The following is a 16,756-nucleotide window of genomic DNA, read 5'->3' as shown; positions in this document are numbered from 1 at the left end:
ACCTTTCTCTTGCCTCACATCATGTCATCATTCTAAAGCAAAAAAGGCTACCTTACAATCAACTGTAAAGATAGCCTCCTTATATATAATCAGTTTTAAGAATAACCTTTGTTCTTGCTCACTTAGAATTGTCTACTGTTTCGCGCTTTACCATTACTTCGGTTTGGCTACGGATCGACTCTACGTGAATGAGTTTATAAATCTCAGAGATAAAGTCTCCTTTTAGATTCATTTTTTGTGCCCACTCAGAGCGACTTCTAAAAATGTCATTCCAGCGTTCTACCTGAAAAATCGTTACATTATTTTGTAGCTTGTATTCGCAGGCTTTTTCTACCAGATTCATTCGGCTTTTCAAAATCTCAATCAACTCACGGTCTACATTGTCAATTTGCTTGCGTAGCTCTTCCAGTTGATTCAAAAACACTGCATCTTGGTTTTCACCTCTGGAGATACGGGTTTGCAAACCACCTAAAATATTTCTGAGCGAATCAGGTGTTACCTGCTGTTTGGCATCACTCAAAGCATTGTCGGGGTCAATATGAGATTCAATCATAAGCCCGTCATAATTCAAATCCAGCGACTTTTGCGATACTTCTTGTAATAAATCTCTGCGTCCGGCAATATGGCTAGGGTCGCCAATGATGGGCATATTGGGCAAAATAGTTTTTAGCTCAATGGGTATTTGCCAGGTAGGTTCGTTGCGATATTTTGATTTTTGGAAAGTAGAAAAGCCTCGGTGAATCACCGCCAGCTTACGAATACCTGCATTATAGATACGCTCAATGGCTCCAATCCACAACGCCAAATCGGGGTTGATTGGGTTTTTGATCATCACCGGAACATCTACGCCTTTCAAGGCATCAGCTATCTCCTGTACATTAAAAGGGTTTACCGTAGTACGTGCACCCAACCACAAAATGTCAACATCGTGCTTAAGGGCTAACTCTATGTGCTGTGGAGTGGCCACCTCAATAGCTACTGGTAATTCTACCTCCTTTTTGGCAGTTTGCAACCATTTCAGGGCTTGTTCGCCGTAGCCTTCAAAACTATTGGGGCGCGTGCGTGGTTTCCACACACCAGCTCTTAATATGTTGATACCCAATGGCTTCAATTGTTTAGCAGTGTTTACGAGCTGTTCTTCAGACTCGGCACTACAAGGGCCAGAAATGATCAAAGGCTTGTCCTGATGCGGAATCCAGCTCTGTAACGGGTGAATATCTAATTCTAGTTTCATAGGAAAATTAATTTAGGGGTTTTATATATGTGTTTAGTTTTTTTGTTTAAAACTAACAGTATGTAAATGCAAGTATTGTTATAAGGAATTTCTTAAAGAAAACCGGGTCGGAATGGGCTGCCTGGTGGCAATGTATGATAAGAGAGAATAGATTAACGCCACCAATAGCAGAAGCTAAATCGGCAATAATAATAAAATCGGGGCGCTATGTTATGCTTAATATTCTCCATTGAGATGAAAAGCGATATGCTTTGTACAATTATAAAGAGTTTGTTTTATAAAACCAACACAATGAGTAATAACTTTGTTTTACTATCAAAAAAATTATATCCCAAATCAATATAGTATCAGCAAACCGCACAAAAACTTTAATTAGTGATACTATGCTTGACAAAGTCCGATAAAAGATAAGCTACTTATTAGTTGATATATCAATATATTGTATTATTTTTTTCATACCATATTCTCCTCTTTTACTTAGTGGTTCCTGGCATATCGACAAACAGGGATTTCTTGTAAAAGTAATAGATCTAGCTCATTTAAAACTCAACGCTTCTCCCCTTGTTTTTAGGTCAACTTGAAATGAATGTTCAAATAGCAAAGATGTGTAGGTGAACGATGTTAAATAAAGTAAGGAATTGAAAAGCAGAGATTTGACAAACCTACCAGGATGTAATTTTTTGGTCAAAAACGGATTTGTGAAAGTGGGATAAGGCAAGGTAGCCAGCACAGAAAACGAACGCAAAATACAAAACAAAATAGTAACAAAAAGAGTTAAAACCACAAGAGTATCTTTTATTATTGTATAATATTCAACCTATAAAGCTTATTTACTTGGTAAATTAATGTGTTTTATCAATTAATAAACCAATTTATCCAAATAAAGTTTTCATCTAACAAACCAGCTATGCTCCCCTCTATCTCCTTATTTCGAGGCAAAACTTAAGATAAACATACATTGCCAAAATTAAGTAGCAATCACGGTAGCTATCCTGCGCATTTTTAGTGAAATTTGAGCTTTCAAACCCAAAACAAACAAAAATGACAAAACTAACAACCACTTGCTTTGTATTAGCACTCAGCCTGCTAAGTTATGCTTGCTATGCCCAAAAAATCAAAGTAAAGAAACTGGAAAAAAATGTGTATGTGCATATCTCATACAAAAAGATGGGCAACACCAATGTACCTTCTAATGGCTTGATTGTAAAAACTAATAAAGGAGTATGGATTATTGATACTGCCTGGGACGACGATCAAACCAAGCAAATCATTGGTTGGGTAAAAAAGAACCTTAAAAAACCAATTCAACAAGTAATCATTACCCACGCTCACGACGATCGTGCGGGGGGAATTCAGGCTTTTCTGGATGAAAAAATCCCGGTGACATCTACCCAACTTACTGCCAAGCGAACCGTAAAGTCGGGATTGCCTTCTCCACAACCTGTATTAAAGAAAAGTCAGGTAATTGACTGTGGGAATAATAATCTTGAAATTTTCTCGCCAGGTTGGGGACACGCTCCTGATAATATTGTGGTGTACCTCACCAAGCAAAAGGTATTGTTTGGGGGATGTTTCATCAAAAGTACCGATACCCGCAAGTTGGGTAATACTAAAGATGCTCACCTAAAACTCTGGAAAAAGGGACTGCTCAAAGTGCAGAGTAAGTTTAAAGAAGTAGAAACTGTAGTACCTGGACACCAGGACTGGGGAGATGGTAGACTCATTACCCATACAATGGATCTTTTGGATGTTTCTTTGCACAGATAAGCATAAAAAAGTCGCTAAAAAACCAAGGCATAGGCAATAAGCTTATGCCTTATTTTTTGCTCTCCCCTCACCTCTCTTCGCTACATTTTATCCTGCCAAAATGGGTTTAAATACATTATTTTGTCCATATTTGCGCATATATACTCACTATTAAATATGCGACAGCTCTTAAGCAAGATGGCTGCTTTGGTGTAACCATCTACGCATGGTGATAACATTATATTTTTTTAAACCAAATTATAATCATGAGAAAGATTCATTATCGTCTGCTTTTCACAATGCTACTGATGAGTGTAGGGTTGTATACGCAGGCTCAAATAAGCCCACAGTGGACGAACACACCTGCTATATCGCCCGATGGCAGCACCATTGTATTTAGTTACAAAGGTGATTTGTACAAGGTGCCAACACAAGGAGGCACTGCTACCCTTTTGACCTTGCACAAAGGGCACGACATGAAACCAGTATGGTCAAAAGATGGCCAAAGCATTGCTTTTATGTCTGACCGTTATGGCAACTTTGATATTTACCTTATTTCAGCAAAAGGTGGTCAAGCCAAACGACTGACTTACCACTCTTCTAACGATGTACCCAGCAGCTTTACTCCAGATGGCAAGGCGGTGTTATTTAGATCAAGCCGCCTGGACAATGCCCAAAATGCGATGTTTCCTTCGGGAGCAATGTCAGAGCTTTATCAAGTGTCATTAAAAGGGGGTAAACCTACCCAAATATTGACTACTCCAGCCTTATTCGCCAACTATGACAAGACGGGAAAAATAATGGTTTTTCAAGACCAAAAAGGATACGAAGATGATCGTCGTAAACACCACACATCGTCGGTTACCCGTGATTTGTGGAGCTATGTACCTGCCACCAATACTTTTACTCAATTGACCAGTTTCAAAGGGGAGGACTTAAACCCTGTCATTTCGGAAGATGGAAAAATGATGGTGTACCTAAGCGCAGAAAAAGGAAGCATCAATGTGTTTGAAATGACTTTGAGCAACCAACAGAAAAAGCCCCTTACCCAGTTTAAAGACCATCCGGTAAGAGATTTGAGTCGTGCCAACAATGGTACCCTTTGCTACCGCTATGCGGGCGAAATATATACCCAAACAAGCAATGGCTCGCCTCAAAAAGTAAATATCAAAATATTTAGCGAAGATCGTCACAACCCCGAAGAAATTGTATCAGTCAACCGAGGAGCTACTGACCTGGCAATATCGCCCAACGGCAAAGAAGTAGCTTTTGTAGTACGCGGAGAAATATTTGCGGCTTCTATTGAAGGAGGAACTACCAAACGGATTACCAATACTCCAGAGCAAGAACGTAATATTAGCTTTAGCCCCGATGGACGCTCGATTTTGTATGCGGGCGAACGCAACGGTAGCTGGAACCTGTACCAAACTTCGTTGACTCGTAAAGAAGAGAAATACTTTTTTAGCGCTACCATACTCAAAGAAACGCCAGTGCTGGAATCAAAGAAAGAAACTTTTGACCCCAAGTATTCGCCAGATGGCAAAGAGGTAGCGTTTCTCGAAGAACGTACAACCTTGAGGGTGATCAACCTTGCCAGTAAGAAGGTAAGAGTCATTGTGCCGGGTAATAGGAACTATTCTTACGTTGATGGAGACCAGTATTATGATTGGTCGCCAGATGGCAAATGGTTTTTGGTTGATTTTCTGCCTCGTAAGCAGTGGATTGGCGAAGTAGGCCTGGTAAGCTCACAAGGAACCAAAAAACCGATTGAGAACCTCACCAAAAGCGGTTACTCTGATGGTGGTGGCACTTGGGCTATGGGCGGCGATATGATGTTTTATTACTCTGATCGCCATGGTATGCGTAGTCAGGCAAGTTGGGGAAGCCAAATGGACGTTTATGCCATGTTTTTTACCAAAGATGCTTATGATAAGTTTAAGCTAAGCAAAGAAGACTATGCCTTGCTGAAAGAAAGAGAAAAAGAGAAAAAAAAGAAAGAGAAATCGGCCAAGGCCAAAGGTAAGAAAACCAAAAAAGGAGATAAAAAGGGAAGTAAAAAACTGAAGCCCGTCAAGATAGAACTGGAAGGTATGCAAGACCGTAAAGTTCGCCTGACGATTCACTCTTCTCGCTTGTCTTCAGCTTTGGTGTCTAAAGACGGTAAGAAGTTGTATTATATGGCACGTTTCGAAAAAGGTTACAACCTTTGGGAAACCAACCTGCGTACTCGTTCTACCAAAATTTTGGCAAAACTCAACTCAAGAGGTGGTGGAATGAGATGGGACAAAGACCAAAAGAATATTTTCTTGCTTGCTTCTGGTGGCATTAGCAAAATAAACCCCAAAAGCGGCAAAAGAAAAAGGATTCGCTTTAGTGGCGAAATGGTGCTGAACAAAGCCGAAGAGCGTGAGTATATGTATGAGCACATGTGGCGACAAGTACAAAAGAAGTTTTACCTGAAAGATTTGCATAAGGTAGATTGGAACGGTTTGAAAAAGACCTACGCTCAATTTTTACCTCATATTAACAACAATCACGACTACGCCGATATGATGAGCGAGTTGTTGGGAGAATTGAACGCCTCACATACTGGTTGTTTTTATCGTGCCCGTCACAAAAATGCTGATGCTACTGCAAGCTTAGGTATATATTATGACAATAGCCATACTGGAACAGGGCTCAAAGTAACCGAAGTAATGAAAGGCAGTCCTATAGACAAAGCAGGCACTAAAATAAAGGCAGGGGTAATTATAGAAAAAATAGATGGCGTTGAGCTAAGCCCTGAAACAAACCCTTATCAACTGCTTAATCGCAAAAAAGGCAAGTACACGCTATTGTCATTGTATAACCCCAAAACCAAACAAAGATGGGAAGAAACCACCAAACCTATAGGACGCCAACAGGAGTTTCAGTTACGCTATAAAAGATGGGTGGTCAGAATGGAGGAAATGGTTCATCAACTGTCTGGCGGCAAAGTAGGCTATGTACACGTAAGGGGCATGAACGAAAGCAGTTTCCGCAAGGTATACGAAGATGCTCTAGGCAAATACGCGGGTAAATCGGCGTTGATTGTAGATACCCGCTTTAATGGTGGTGGATGGCTACACGATGACCTGGCTACTTTTCTGAACGGTAAAAAATACCTGGAATTTGTGCCTCGTGGACAAAACCTGGGCTCTGAGCCTCAGTTTAAGTGGACCAAGCCTTCGGTTGTAGTAATGAACGAATCTAACTACTCTGATGCTCACATGTTTCCTTTTATTTACAAAACTTTAGGCATTGGCAAGTTGGTAGGAATGCCTGTACCTGGTACTGGAACAGCTGTATGGTGGGAGAACCTTCAGGACAGGTCTTTGACTTTTGGGATTCCTCAGGTGGGTATGCGAGCCAATGATGGCTCTTTCCTTGAAAATAAGCAGCTAGAGCCAGACATTAAAGTAAGCAACGACTTTGACAAGGTGAGCAAGGGCAAAGACCAACAAATACAAGCTGCTGTAAAAGAAATGCTGAAGCAAATTGCTACTAACCAAGCAGCTAAGAAAAATAAGTAATTAAATAGATGTTCTTTAAATAGTATTATTTGAGCACAGGGTTTTTATCCTGTGCTTTTTTTATCTGCTTGATCCCTTATAAAAAGTACAAAATATTTTGATTCTTCAGTCCAGCCTTTTTTATTTGATCAGATAGACTACAAAAAAGTCCAGAGTAGAGAAACCCATGATCGCATTCCTTATTTTTTTACCGTTTGTATTGACCTTTGCCCTCATTGGGGTATATGTTGAGCGTAAAGTGTCAGCGTTTATTCAAGACCGAATGGGTCCTATGGAAGTAGGTCCTATGGGTTTGCTGCAAACCCTGGCAGATATACTCAAGCTGATACAAAAAGAAGACATTGTTCCCAGCAATGCCGACAAATGGGTGTTTAAGATTGCCCCAATCATTATTTTTGTGGCAGTGTTTGCGGGCTTTGCTGTCATACCGTTTGCTCCCGAATTCATCGGTTCAGGCGCAGCGGTGGGTTTGTTATATGTGCTGGCCATTGTGTCGCTCGATGTCATTGGTATTTTAATGGCAGGTTGGGCGTCTAACAGCAAATATCCATTATTGGGTGCCATGCGCTCGGTGGCGCAAATCGTATCTTATGAGATTCCGGTAGGGCTGGTGGTGCTTGCGGTTGTAATGATTACCCAAACCCTCGACTTGCAGGATATGAGCTTTCAGCAGGGCATTTGGGTACAATCTCACCCCCAACATACTCAAGATGTAAACTACCTGTTTGGGCTCAAGGCACTAGGAGTAGATGTTACGCATTGGGGTGGTTTTTTTAGTTGGAACATTGTCAGGGCTCCCTTCTTGCTCATTGCCTTCATTATTTTTTTTATTGGTACCCTTGCCGAAGCCAACCGTGCTCCTTTTGATATTCCTGAAGCAGAGTCTGAACTCATTGCGGGGTTTCATACCGAATACTCAGGAATACGTTTTGCCATGATGATGCTTGCCGAGTACGCCATGATGTTGTTGGTGAGTTTTTTAGCTGTCATCTTGTTTTTGGGTAGTTGGAACACCCCTTTGCCCAACATAGGAGCGGTACAACTTGCCACCTGGACAAGTGGGGCGCCAGGTACAGTTTATGGCTACATTACGGGTGCCTTTTGGCTAATGAGTAAAACTTTTGTGTTGGTATTCATCCAAATGTGGGTGCGCTGGACTTACCCTCGCTTGCGGGTAGACCAATTGATGTATTTGTGCTGGAAAGTGCTTATTCCGTTTGCCATTGCTATAGTGCTGTTGTCAGGCATTTGGCGCTTGTGGATGGTATGATTTTTCCCAATAATAACAGCTGATTTATCGGAACAGGGGTTCAAATGCCGCTGTTTTGGTTGTGCCCATTGCCTCTAATTTTGTATATTGGTATTGTGTAACACCAAAACTATCAAGCAAAAATTATATGAACCCAACTCCAACAAATGACACCAGTAACACTTTGACGCTGTGGCACCAGCACTTTAAAGATATACTCACTACCTTTGAGCGCTATGCAGCTAAAATATATGCGTTCGAAGACGAAGAAGATGTACACCAGGCAAGGGTTGCCTTGCGCACCATTACTACCCTTACTGGCTTTCTGAAATCATCGCCTCACAAAGACATTGACCCTAAGTTGCTAAACCAAGCACATTTGCAGTCTCGACAAATACTCAAAGCTTTGGGCAAAATACGTGACTTTGATGTAATGGTGGGGCATGTGGACAAAATAAACGCAGGGAGCTTTCAGCTGCATACATTGGTGCAAGCCCTCAGGCTAGAGCGAAAAATAGCGCGTATAGAACTGGTACTGCACTTGCCCAAGCATCTCAACAAGAGTTTTTTTAAACTTTGGCAAACGTTTCTGGAATCATACCTGCCTTTGCATGTGCAACACCTCAAAACCAAACGCCACTTTAAGAAGCTACACAAAAAATTTGACAAAAGGTATTTGAACTACCTCACTCAACGAGACATCAATGGAACTACCCATCCCCGTACATTTGAGGCATTGCACGAGGTCCGTCTTGTGACCAAAAACCTGCGCTATGCTTATACCTACCTTGACTTTGCGCTTCACCAAGCAGATGCCAAGACCATTAAAACCAAAGTAAAAAGCTATAAATTAATTCAAGAAGAGTTGGGCTTAATGAACGACTACACCAACCTGAGAGCCAAGGTGCATCAAATGCTGGAAGATTATCCTTATTTGATCAATCGAGATACGTTGGGCTTTCAGGATAAGGTAAATAAAAAGCTTAAAAAAAGCCTTAAAAAAATAAAACTTCCCAAGCTAAAATCAATCAATCATATCAGCGGTTAATTTGTTTGAAGCCGTGTAGGTAGCAGTAAGTAATTAGCCATAAAATACAAGTAAAGATCGTTCGCTTATAGTATAACAATCACCCTTATCAATTAACCACTTTTAATTGAACAACAGCATTTATACCAAATAAAAAACACACTTCTCTAGCATAAAACATTTTTACTATTAATAATAATGTGTTTATCAAAATAAAATATTTATTATTTTTTCAATAAAAACTTGTATTTTACAACAAAACATATAACTTTGTAATCAAGATATCAAAACAAAGACATTTATCATTTAAAGTGTTTGGTTAAAGATAGAAGGAAGCGAAGGATGACCTATCGGAAAAGGTAAAATGATCACCTTTGAAACGATCGGGTACAACTAAAAATAGTTCGTTTTGATCAGTAATTTTAATATATGTGTAAGTCCTGGCGTGGGGCATAAAAGCACCCAAACCTGCAACGGGCAAATTGCTGACTACATACTTGATAGCTTTGTACACTTAAACCGATTTATTCAAGGTGAACAATAAGCAACATCGCACTTCTCCACATACTACAACATTTTATGGTAAACTAGCCCCCCGCTTTTCCCTGAAGCGGGGTTTTTTTATGCCTAATAAGCAGGGTGTGCTCCAAGGGTTCAAGGCTCTATAAAACAAAAACCCCAACTCAAGGTTGTTGAGTTGGGGTTTTCGTTTCTCTTTTCACTTATTCCAGTCAATAACAGCAAACGTAGCCTCGCTTCTGGAGTATCGCACCATATAATTAAGCCCAAAAGGAGTCGTTACAAATTAATGACGGTTGTTGCATAGACACTATGCTCTCGTGCTATGCGCTGTTCCAGATGATCGCATGCTATGCCTTAACTTTGACAACTTGTACCATTTTCTTAACACATCTTGAACCAGTGAGGGGTGCTATAAGACTTCTTTGCACTACCCTACATAAATTGTCTTTCGATTGATGAACTCCATCATCCCATCTTTGGCTAGTTCGCGCCCATAGCCAGAGCGCTTTGTTCCGCCAAAAGGTAATCTTGGGTCAGATTTGACTAATTGATTGATAAAGTAGGCGCCATCGCTCACTTGATCAGACATAGACAAGGCTTTCTCTACATTGCGGGTAAACACTGTCACGCCCAATCCATATTTTGACTGTTCAGATAGTTCGAATGCCTCTTTTGCATCTTTTACCTTGATCATGGCAGCCAGTGGACCAAAAGTTTCCTCATCAAAAGCGGGCATTCCAGGCTTAACATCGCCCAGAACGGTGGGCTCGTGATAGCAATTCTTTTGATTTCCTCCAAGCAATAATTGCGCACCTGATTGGATCGACTTCTGTACTTGTGCCTGCAATTGGTCTGCTAAGTCTTTTCGAGCCAATGGACCCACTTCGGTCTGCTCATCTATAGGATCGCCAGATTTTAGGTTCTGAACAGCAGTAGTAAATTTAGAAACAAATTCATCGTAAATACTTTCTATCAGAATAAAGCGCTTGGCAGCAATACAACTTTGCCCGGCATTGAGCATCCGCGCGCCAACTGCTGTTTTCACTGCCTGGTCAATGTCTGCATCTTCCCATACAATAAAAGCATTGTTGCCACCTAATTCCAACAACGATTTTTTGATATACCTTCCTGCCATTTCTGCTACAGCGGCACCCGCCCGCTCGCTTCCGGTAAGCGTAACTGCCTTTATAGTTTCATGCGCTATGATACTTTCTGTTTGATCATGGTGCACAATCAAGTTTTGAAAAACCCCTGAAGGGAAACCTGCTTTGATGAAAACTTCTTCTATTTGTTTGGCACAGCCAAATACATTGGGGGCGTGCTTGAGCAAACCAGTGTTTCCTGCCATGAGTGCGGGCGCAGCAAAACGAAAAACTTGCCAAAATGGAAAGTTCCAAGGCATAATTGCCAATACACAACCGATAGGCTCATGTTTCACCAAGCTTTTTTGGGCATCTGTTTCTATTGTTTCTGCCCTAAGGAATTGCTCGGCATGGGTGGCATAGTAATCACATACCCAAGCACATTTATTGATTTCTGATCGAGATTCTGCCATAGGTTTACCCATCTCCAGGGTAATCATCCGCGCGTATTCTTCTATATTATCACGTAGTACACTTCCTGCCTTTACCATGAAAGAGGCACGTGTAGCTAGGGGTACTTTTTTCCAGGAATTAAATGCATCTTCTGCTTTTTTCAGCGCATCAGCTACTTCTTGTTCAGTTTGAGCAGTGTGTTGACCAACCATTTGATCATTGTATGGGTTTATACTATTGAATTCCATTTGTTATTAAAAGGGAAGTTTAGTTATGATTAAATTTTATAAGCTTTTTTTCTTCTGTAAAAATATCAAACGACTGAACCATGATATCATTTGGCCAACGCAAGTACATCGTTCTTTCTATTGGATTATATACTGCGGTATAAAGTGTGCCTAAACCGTGAAAATACTTCGTATTGTAAAGTGGAGGTTGTAGAAAAGAGTGGGTTAAATCATCCCCACTTACCCCTCTAAATAATAAATTCTCCAAAAAAGTAGCTCTTTGGGCAGTTTTATTAAAACCAGCATTTTCGGCCCATTCTATCGGTCCCTGATGATTAGTGGTAAAAGCAGCACTTGTGACCACAGCACTGCGGTCTGGGGCTATTTGAACGGTGTTGATTATACCCGTTTTATCAGTAATGGTTACATTATAAGACATATGTGATGGTACATTTAACAACACATTTACTGCTTCTGCTACATTACTGCAAAACTCTAGTATGTACCTTAAAATGAATGGTAAACCAAAACCAAAACCAACTATTTCACGTCCGCCAAAAGTAAGAGACAGTGCTAATCCATCTTCATTCATACCATCCAACACACCCACCAGGCAATCGCTACTGGCAATTACTTTCTTTCCATTCCAGGCAGTCATCCATAGTAGCCCTTCAAAACGATCGGGATGATAATCGTAATTACGAATCAACTGGACAGTATCCTTAGTGGAAACCGCCTGAGAGCAGGCACTATTATATGCTGGTGGTTGAAAGCCCGTGAGAAAGCATACCGCTGCCTCGTTGGCGTTCACCAGATGACAAAGATGCTCGTGGGTATCCACCATTCCAGGCATATACTTTCGTAATGCCGCTAATGACATTTTTGAGTCATAGACCGAACCATTGGCTGTTAGCCATGCCTCATACGCAGGCCACCGTTCATTAAATATTTTTTTCCACTTGAAGTCAGCTATTGGCTCACTAATGGAGGTAAAAAGACTTTCCATATATTTTAACAATTCAAATTGAATTGATATTTGTAATGATAATTAAGTGAGCTCCAGGACATCATAGCATTGATATAGCTATGGAGGACAATAATTGACTATTTTATTTGAGTGTATAGCATAAAGGATGCTGACAAGTGTTGCCCTGATGGATCAGGATTTTTTCAACAATGAGCTTGTCCTGCCCATTGTTGAAAAAAGCAACGCTTATCAATGTTCCATATATCATTTGGTCAAACTTCCTGCAAGCATTACAGGCACTCGTTTATCTTCAACCATTTCAGCAGAATACTGAGACTTAATGGCTTTGATCCAACCTTTAGCCTTTGGCGTAAGCTTGAAATCATTGGTCATCATGCGCCCCCTTGATACCAAAATTCCCATATCTGCCCCTTCATAGAGATAATCTCCCTTTTTGGTAATGCGCAGAAAAAAGGCTTCATTTTCACTTTCTACCGCTCTTCGGTGCGTATCCATTCTGTTAAACTGGATATGTCCGTTGTCAAACATACGCCAGATTCCAGACCTGGGAGCTGCATGCACATACTCCACAGTATCTTCTGTATGCTTTACTACCATCTGGCTCCAGCCATCAATATATTCTTGTTTTGCCCAGCGATCGTTGAGGGCATTCACGCTAAATTCATACTCATGATTCATCCATTCCAGGATATGAAAAAGGTACAGAGGGGCATCTGCCAAGGCAAATAAAGCGTGATTGGTAATAGAACTTGCCCCGGTTACCCTTGGGTTTAGTTCGCCCAAGTAAACTTCTCCATTGTCCTGATCGATTAGGAAGTCCAGCTCGAAATATCCTTTGTAACCCTCTTTCTTTAATTGATCACCAAAAAGTTTAGTATATTTCCTTGTTTTTTGTCTTATTCCTGGTGTAAATGCATCAGGGTAAACCTCATTGCCACACCAGCCACCTTTGTAGGGAGTAAGTTCTTTAAATCCAACCAGTTCGGTCATCAAAGGAGCTACGATTGTTCCATTTTTGGTTACACAAGCTTCGATGGCTGAACCACGACAGTTGATGCGTTTCATTACTTTCACCTCATCTTCCTGCTCGATTTCTTCTGCATGCTTTGAATACTCCTCTTCATTTGAAATGAAAAAAGTGGTATGTCCCGAATCACCAAATGGTGTTTGAATCACTAGGTCATTTCCTAATGTTTTTTCAGAAATTTCGCCCAGGTGTTTGTAGCCTTTCACGGGTGACAGCACATAAGGTACACAGGGAACCCCAGCTTTCTCAGCTATTCTGTTGGTGTTCACCTTGTTGTCCAATAAATTACGCATCTTGGCAGTTGGAAAAATAACTTCCAACCCTAGTTTCTTCGCAAGTTTTTCCGTTTTTTCATTAAACATCAAAAACATGACTTTACCTGCCTTGCCTCTCACCTTTCTTGATCGAATGTAGGCCTGTACTTCAGGATGTTGCAAAAGATAGTTGTTGATGTCTTCAATGCTCTCGAACTCATCATGTGGCATTTCTTCTTTAGGAGAAAAAACGTTTGGATGTAACGAATCAAAACACTCAATGTGGCATATAAACTTGAACCCCTTAATCCATTCGTCGGCACCCAATAGATTAAAGTTGGTAGCACTGATAAAGTAGATAGGTTCTTCATTTTTAAAGAAAAATCGTCTGATATCAGAAATACCCTTTAGCTTAGGGTTTTTAGCTTTGTCGACTTTGCTCTTAGTAGGCTTATCAGGTTTGTCGACTTTACTCACAAGAGGCTTATTAGGTTTGTCAACTTTACTCATAAGAGGGCTTTCAGCTTTGTCGACTTTGCTCTTAGTAGGGTTTTCAGCTTTGTCGACTTTGCTCGTAATAGACTTATCAGGTTTGTCTACTTTGCTCGTAATAGTATTTTCAGGTTTGTCTACTTTGCTCATAATTTTTATTATTATTTAAATTTTTATTTTTTTTTTTGATTGTCCCATAGCTCCCATCGCTGTTCCTGTTTTTTGACGATTCAGCACAGAGTCACGGAATATCCGAAGACCAAGGTCGGCACGATACCCATGAATTTCAGAGACATCTAATGCCAGCATAAAAGAAATAATCTCTTTACTCACCACCTGTCCAGGTACAAGTATGGGAAACCCGGGAGGGTATGGAATAACAAAAGAAGAAGCCACCATCTCCCTCCCTTGTTCTACAGCTGCTTTACATTCGAGCATCGAGATATATTCACAGTTTTCTTCACTATATGCAAGAAAATAAGCCGCCCTTAGGTTTCCTCCTGGCACACCTGGCACCGCCAAAAATGAAGAATGAAACTTGCTAAAATCTGGTAATGGTGGTACATCCAGCGTCAGTGACTGTACACGCGCATCGGCTATTTCTCTTTCACGTGTGTTCAGCGAATTAAAATGCTCGTCCAACTGTGTCGCAATTTTTATTAATATTTTGGTAAGATAGGCAACACTACTTCTTGTAGTTCCGATATTGGTCATAAACAAGACCGTATTTCTGGAGGTTTTATTGATCTGGATGTTGTATTGATCCATCAGATACTTGTTTTTGAAAGTATCACCATCTATACCTGTCTTGCCTATAAACAAAGTGATTTTTGTTGGGTCGAGCATAAACTCATCATTCTCCCAGGCTTCTTCCAGGCGGTTCCACCCTGTTTCAGGGTCATAAAACTCACTCAACCCACTGTCCCTAAATTCATCTGGAATAAAATCTTGTACAGTGAGTACATCAAAGTATTTACTCAGCAAGGGGGTATCATTCACTTTGGCTCGGAAAACCATCGCCAGTTCGATGCTTCGCTCTACCATTTCATAGCCTTCAAACTGTACTTGCCGCCTTCCTATATCGAGAGAAGCAAGCATCTGATAGTTTGGCGAAGTAGAGGTGTGGGTCATATAGGCTTCCAAAAAAGTATTCTCTGTCTTTTTCCGGAAACTTTCATCCCAAATATGGATCATTGAACCCTGTCGAAAACTGCTCAATGTTTTGTGTGTACTTTGGGTAGAATATACCCGAATACGTACTTTGTCCGGATCAGGGAGGATTGGCTCTTCTCCTTCTTTTAGTCCTTGCACATGTTCAAGGTATTGTTTCCGATAGGTTTCAGATTGATATTTTCGGTAAAGCTTATTTGCACTGAACATACCTGTTCTTTGTTTGTAATTATAGGTAAATCCGGCAAATGCAAACCAGGCTTCGTCCCAAAGAAAAACCATGTCTGGTTTTATAGCCAGCACTCTTTCCATGACACGTTGTACATTATACACTATCCCATCAAAAGTACAATTCGTAAGCAAAAGCATTTTTACTTTATTCAATCGCCCCGCTTTCTTCAATACCAATAGTTTTTCCAGGATTTGTTCTAAAGGCACTGCCCCGTAGATGGAATATTTTTCAACAGGGTAAGAATCCAGGTACACAGGGTAAGCACCAGAAAGCACCAGCCCATAATGATGCGATTTATGGCAATCTCTATCGATGAGCACCAAATCGCCTGGCTCTACCAGTGCTTGCAGTACTATCTTATTGGCAGTGGAAGTACCATTTGTTACAAAAAATGTACGTTGAGAACCATAAGCTTCTGAAGCCATTTCCTGGGCTTTCTTTAGCGGTCCGGTTGGTTGCAACAAAGAATCCATGCCTCCAGTTGTAGAGGATGTTTCTGCCAAAAACATATTTCTTCCATAGAAATCGCCAAAATCTTTGACCCATTTAGACTTGAAAACGGAGTTTCCCCGGGATATGGGCATGGCATGAAAGATACTTGTTGGTTTTTGACTGTATTCTTTTAGGGCACTGAAAAACGGAGTATGATACCTTTCCCTGATGCCTCTGATAACCGCCAAGTGCAATTCTTGCAAATCTTCTTTGCGATAATAAATCCTTCTGAAGGTATTGAGTGTACTGTTTTTCAAATCTCCCAGTGCGGTATCTGTGACATAATAGACATCAAGTTCTGGTCTGAATTGATTGATCAGTTTCCCTGTACGTGGACCCAATTGAGCTTCTGGAACAGCCTCAAGATTAAATTTGAGTACATTTTGAATGTACGGTCTTATCAATGGGGTGATATTCGTTGAGCGGTATGGTGGCGCATAGTGAATAACAACAGCTTGGATATTAGGGTTAAAAAAAAGAGTAATCAGCGCATCCTGAAAGGAACGCTGTACAATCACATTATAGATAAACTGATCACCTGGATCATGCAATTCAGAAATCTTTTGGTGTAAAGCTGTTTCATCTACAGAATTCAGGTTATCCAGTACAAGTACTTCAAAATAATTCTTTTTGGAAGTTTGTTGCATATCATGACCCAAATCTGTTTCCAGAGACTCCTTGTCATCTTCGGCACTGCCACTGTATACATCATTGATCAGCTGGCGTGTGGTGTTCTTGGCAATGTGTGCCAACACTCCATACGCCCTTTTTTCTAATGATTTGGTTAATTTATCAATAACAGTCTTGCCAGGTATGACAAAGTATTGTTCGACTGATGCTAAATCATTGAGCAATTGCTCGACCTCGTTTCTGTACTTGATTTCATTGGCAGATCCTTCATTACAATGAGATAATTCTTCAGTTTTAGTCTTAAGTTCATCCCAACGATTGATCCGAAGCTGACCTATGCTGTAATATTGCGCACTTAGTGTTTTTTTTCGACTCGACAT

At 40.6% G+C, this 16,756-nt stretch carries 9 protein-coding genes; 4 read left to right on the top strand and 5 right to left on the bottom strand.

The window, feature by feature from the left end; genetic code table 11:
- Nucleotides 1-118 precede the first annotated feature (118 nt).
- Nucleotides 119-1,234 carry a bifunctional 3-deoxy-7-phosphoheptulonate synthase/chorismate mutase type II gene (locus M23134_RS22040; RefSeq protein ID WP_004156191.1) on the bottom strand — a complete coding sequence of 372 codons (1,116 nt, stop codon included), beginning with the start codon at nt 1,232-1,234 and terminating at the stop codon, nt 119-121.
- 1,041 nt (nt 1,235-2,275) lie between these two features.
- On the opposite strand from M23134_RS22040, the gene bla reads away from it, so the two are divergent.
- From bla to M23134_RS22020, 4 genes are all read left to right on the top strand, one after another.
- Nucleotides 2,276-3,001, top strand: a complete 726-nt coding sequence (gene bla / locus M23134_RS22035; protein WP_004156189.1) for a subclass B1 metallo-beta-lactamase — start codon at nt 2,276-2,278, stop codon at nt 2,999-3,001.
- Nucleotides 3,002-3,246: 245 nt separating this feature from the next.
- The gene (locus tag M23134_RS22030; RefSeq protein ID WP_045114095.1) at nt 3,247-6,531 is read left to right on the top strand and encodes a S41 family peptidase; all 3,285 of its coding nucleotides are present in this window, start codon (nt 3,247-3,249) and stop codon (nt 6,529-6,531) included.
- 166 nt (nt 6,532-6,697) lie between these two features.
- A complete protein-coding gene (locus tag M23134_RS22025) occupies nt 6,698-7,801 on the top strand; it encodes a complex I subunit 1/NuoH family protein (RefSeq protein ID WP_004156185.1) in 1,104 nt (367 codons plus the stop codon).
- A gap of 127 nt (nt 7,802-7,928) precedes the next feature.
- Nucleotides 7,929-8,828, top strand: a complete 900-nt coding sequence (locus tag M23134_RS22020) for a CHAD domain-containing protein (protein ID WP_045114094.1) — start codon at nt 7,929-7,931, stop codon at nt 8,826-8,828.
- A 928-nt stretch (nt 8,829-9,756) separates the two neighbouring features.
- Here the strand turns inward: M23134_RS22020 and M23134_RS22015 are convergent.
- The 4 genes from M23134_RS22015 to M23134_RS22000 form a co-directional block, all read right to left on the bottom strand.
- Nucleotides 9,757-11,112 carry an NAD-dependent succinate-semialdehyde dehydrogenase gene (locus tag M23134_RS22015; RefSeq protein ID WP_004156179.1) on the bottom strand — a complete coding sequence of 452 codons (1,356 nt, stop codon included), beginning with the start codon at nt 11,110-11,112 and terminating at the stop codon, nt 9,757-9,759.
- A gap of 19 nt (nt 11,113-11,131) precedes the next feature.
- Complete coding sequence (locus M23134_RS22010) at nt 11,132-12,097, bottom strand: acyl-CoA--6-aminopenicillanic acid acyltransferase (protein WP_004156178.1); 966 nt, start codon at nt 12,095-12,097, stop codon at nt 11,132-11,134.
- A gap of 225 nt (nt 12,098-12,322) precedes the next feature.
- The gene (locus M23134_RS22005; protein ID WP_004156174.1) at nt 12,323-14,002 is read right to left on the bottom strand and encodes a biotin carboxylase; all 1,680 of its coding nucleotides are present in this window, start codon (nt 14,000-14,002) and stop codon (nt 12,323-12,325) included.
- A gap of 15 nt (nt 14,003-14,017) precedes the next feature.
- Entirely contained in the window at nt 14,018-16,756 is a 2,739-nt protein-coding gene (locus M23134_RS22000; RefSeq protein ID WP_004156172.1) for an aminotransferase class I/II-fold pyridoxal phosphate-dependent enzyme, read from the bottom strand.

Source organism: Microscilla marina ATCC 23134, from assembly GCF_000169175.1.
GTDB classification, from domain to species: Bacteria; Bacteroidota; Bacteroidia; order Cytophagales; family Microscillaceae; genus Microscilla; species Microscilla marina.
This window is presented reverse-complemented; position numbering and strand designations above follow the sequence as displayed.

Coding starts and splice junctions, on each gene's coding strand:
- M23134_RS22015 (WP_004156179.1), bottom strand. CDS start 11,112: ATGGAATTCAATAGTATAAACCCATACAATGATCAAATGGTTGGTCAA.
- M23134_RS22005 (WP_004156174.1), bottom strand. CDS start 14,002: ATGAGCAAAGTAGACAAACCTGAAAATACTATTACGAGCAAAGTAGAC.
- bla (WP_004156189.1), top strand. CDS start 2,276: ATGACAAAACTAACAACCACTTGCTTTGTATTAGCACTCAGCCTGCTA.
- M23134_RS22010 (WP_004156178.1), bottom strand. CDS start 12,097: ATGGAAAGTCTTTTTACCTCCATTAGTGAGCCAATAGCTGACTTCAAG.
- M23134_RS22025 (WP_004156185.1), top strand. CDS start 6,698: ATGATCGCATTCCTTATTTTTTTACCGTTTGTATTGACCTTTGCCCTC.
- M23134_RS22000 (WP_004156172.1), bottom strand. CDS start 16,756: ATGTCGAGTCGAAAAAAAACACTAAGTGCGCAATATTACAGCATAGGT.
- M23134_RS22030 (WP_045114095.1), top strand. CDS start 3,247: ATGAGAAAGATTCATTATCGTCTGCTTTTCACAATGCTACTGATGAGT.
- M23134_RS22020 (WP_045114094.1), top strand. CDS start 7,929: ATGAACCCAACTCCAACAAATGACACCAGTAACACTTTGACGCTGTGG.
- M23134_RS22040 (WP_004156191.1), bottom strand. CDS start 1,234: ATGAAACTAGAATTAGATATTCACCCGTTACAGAGCTGGATTCCGCAT.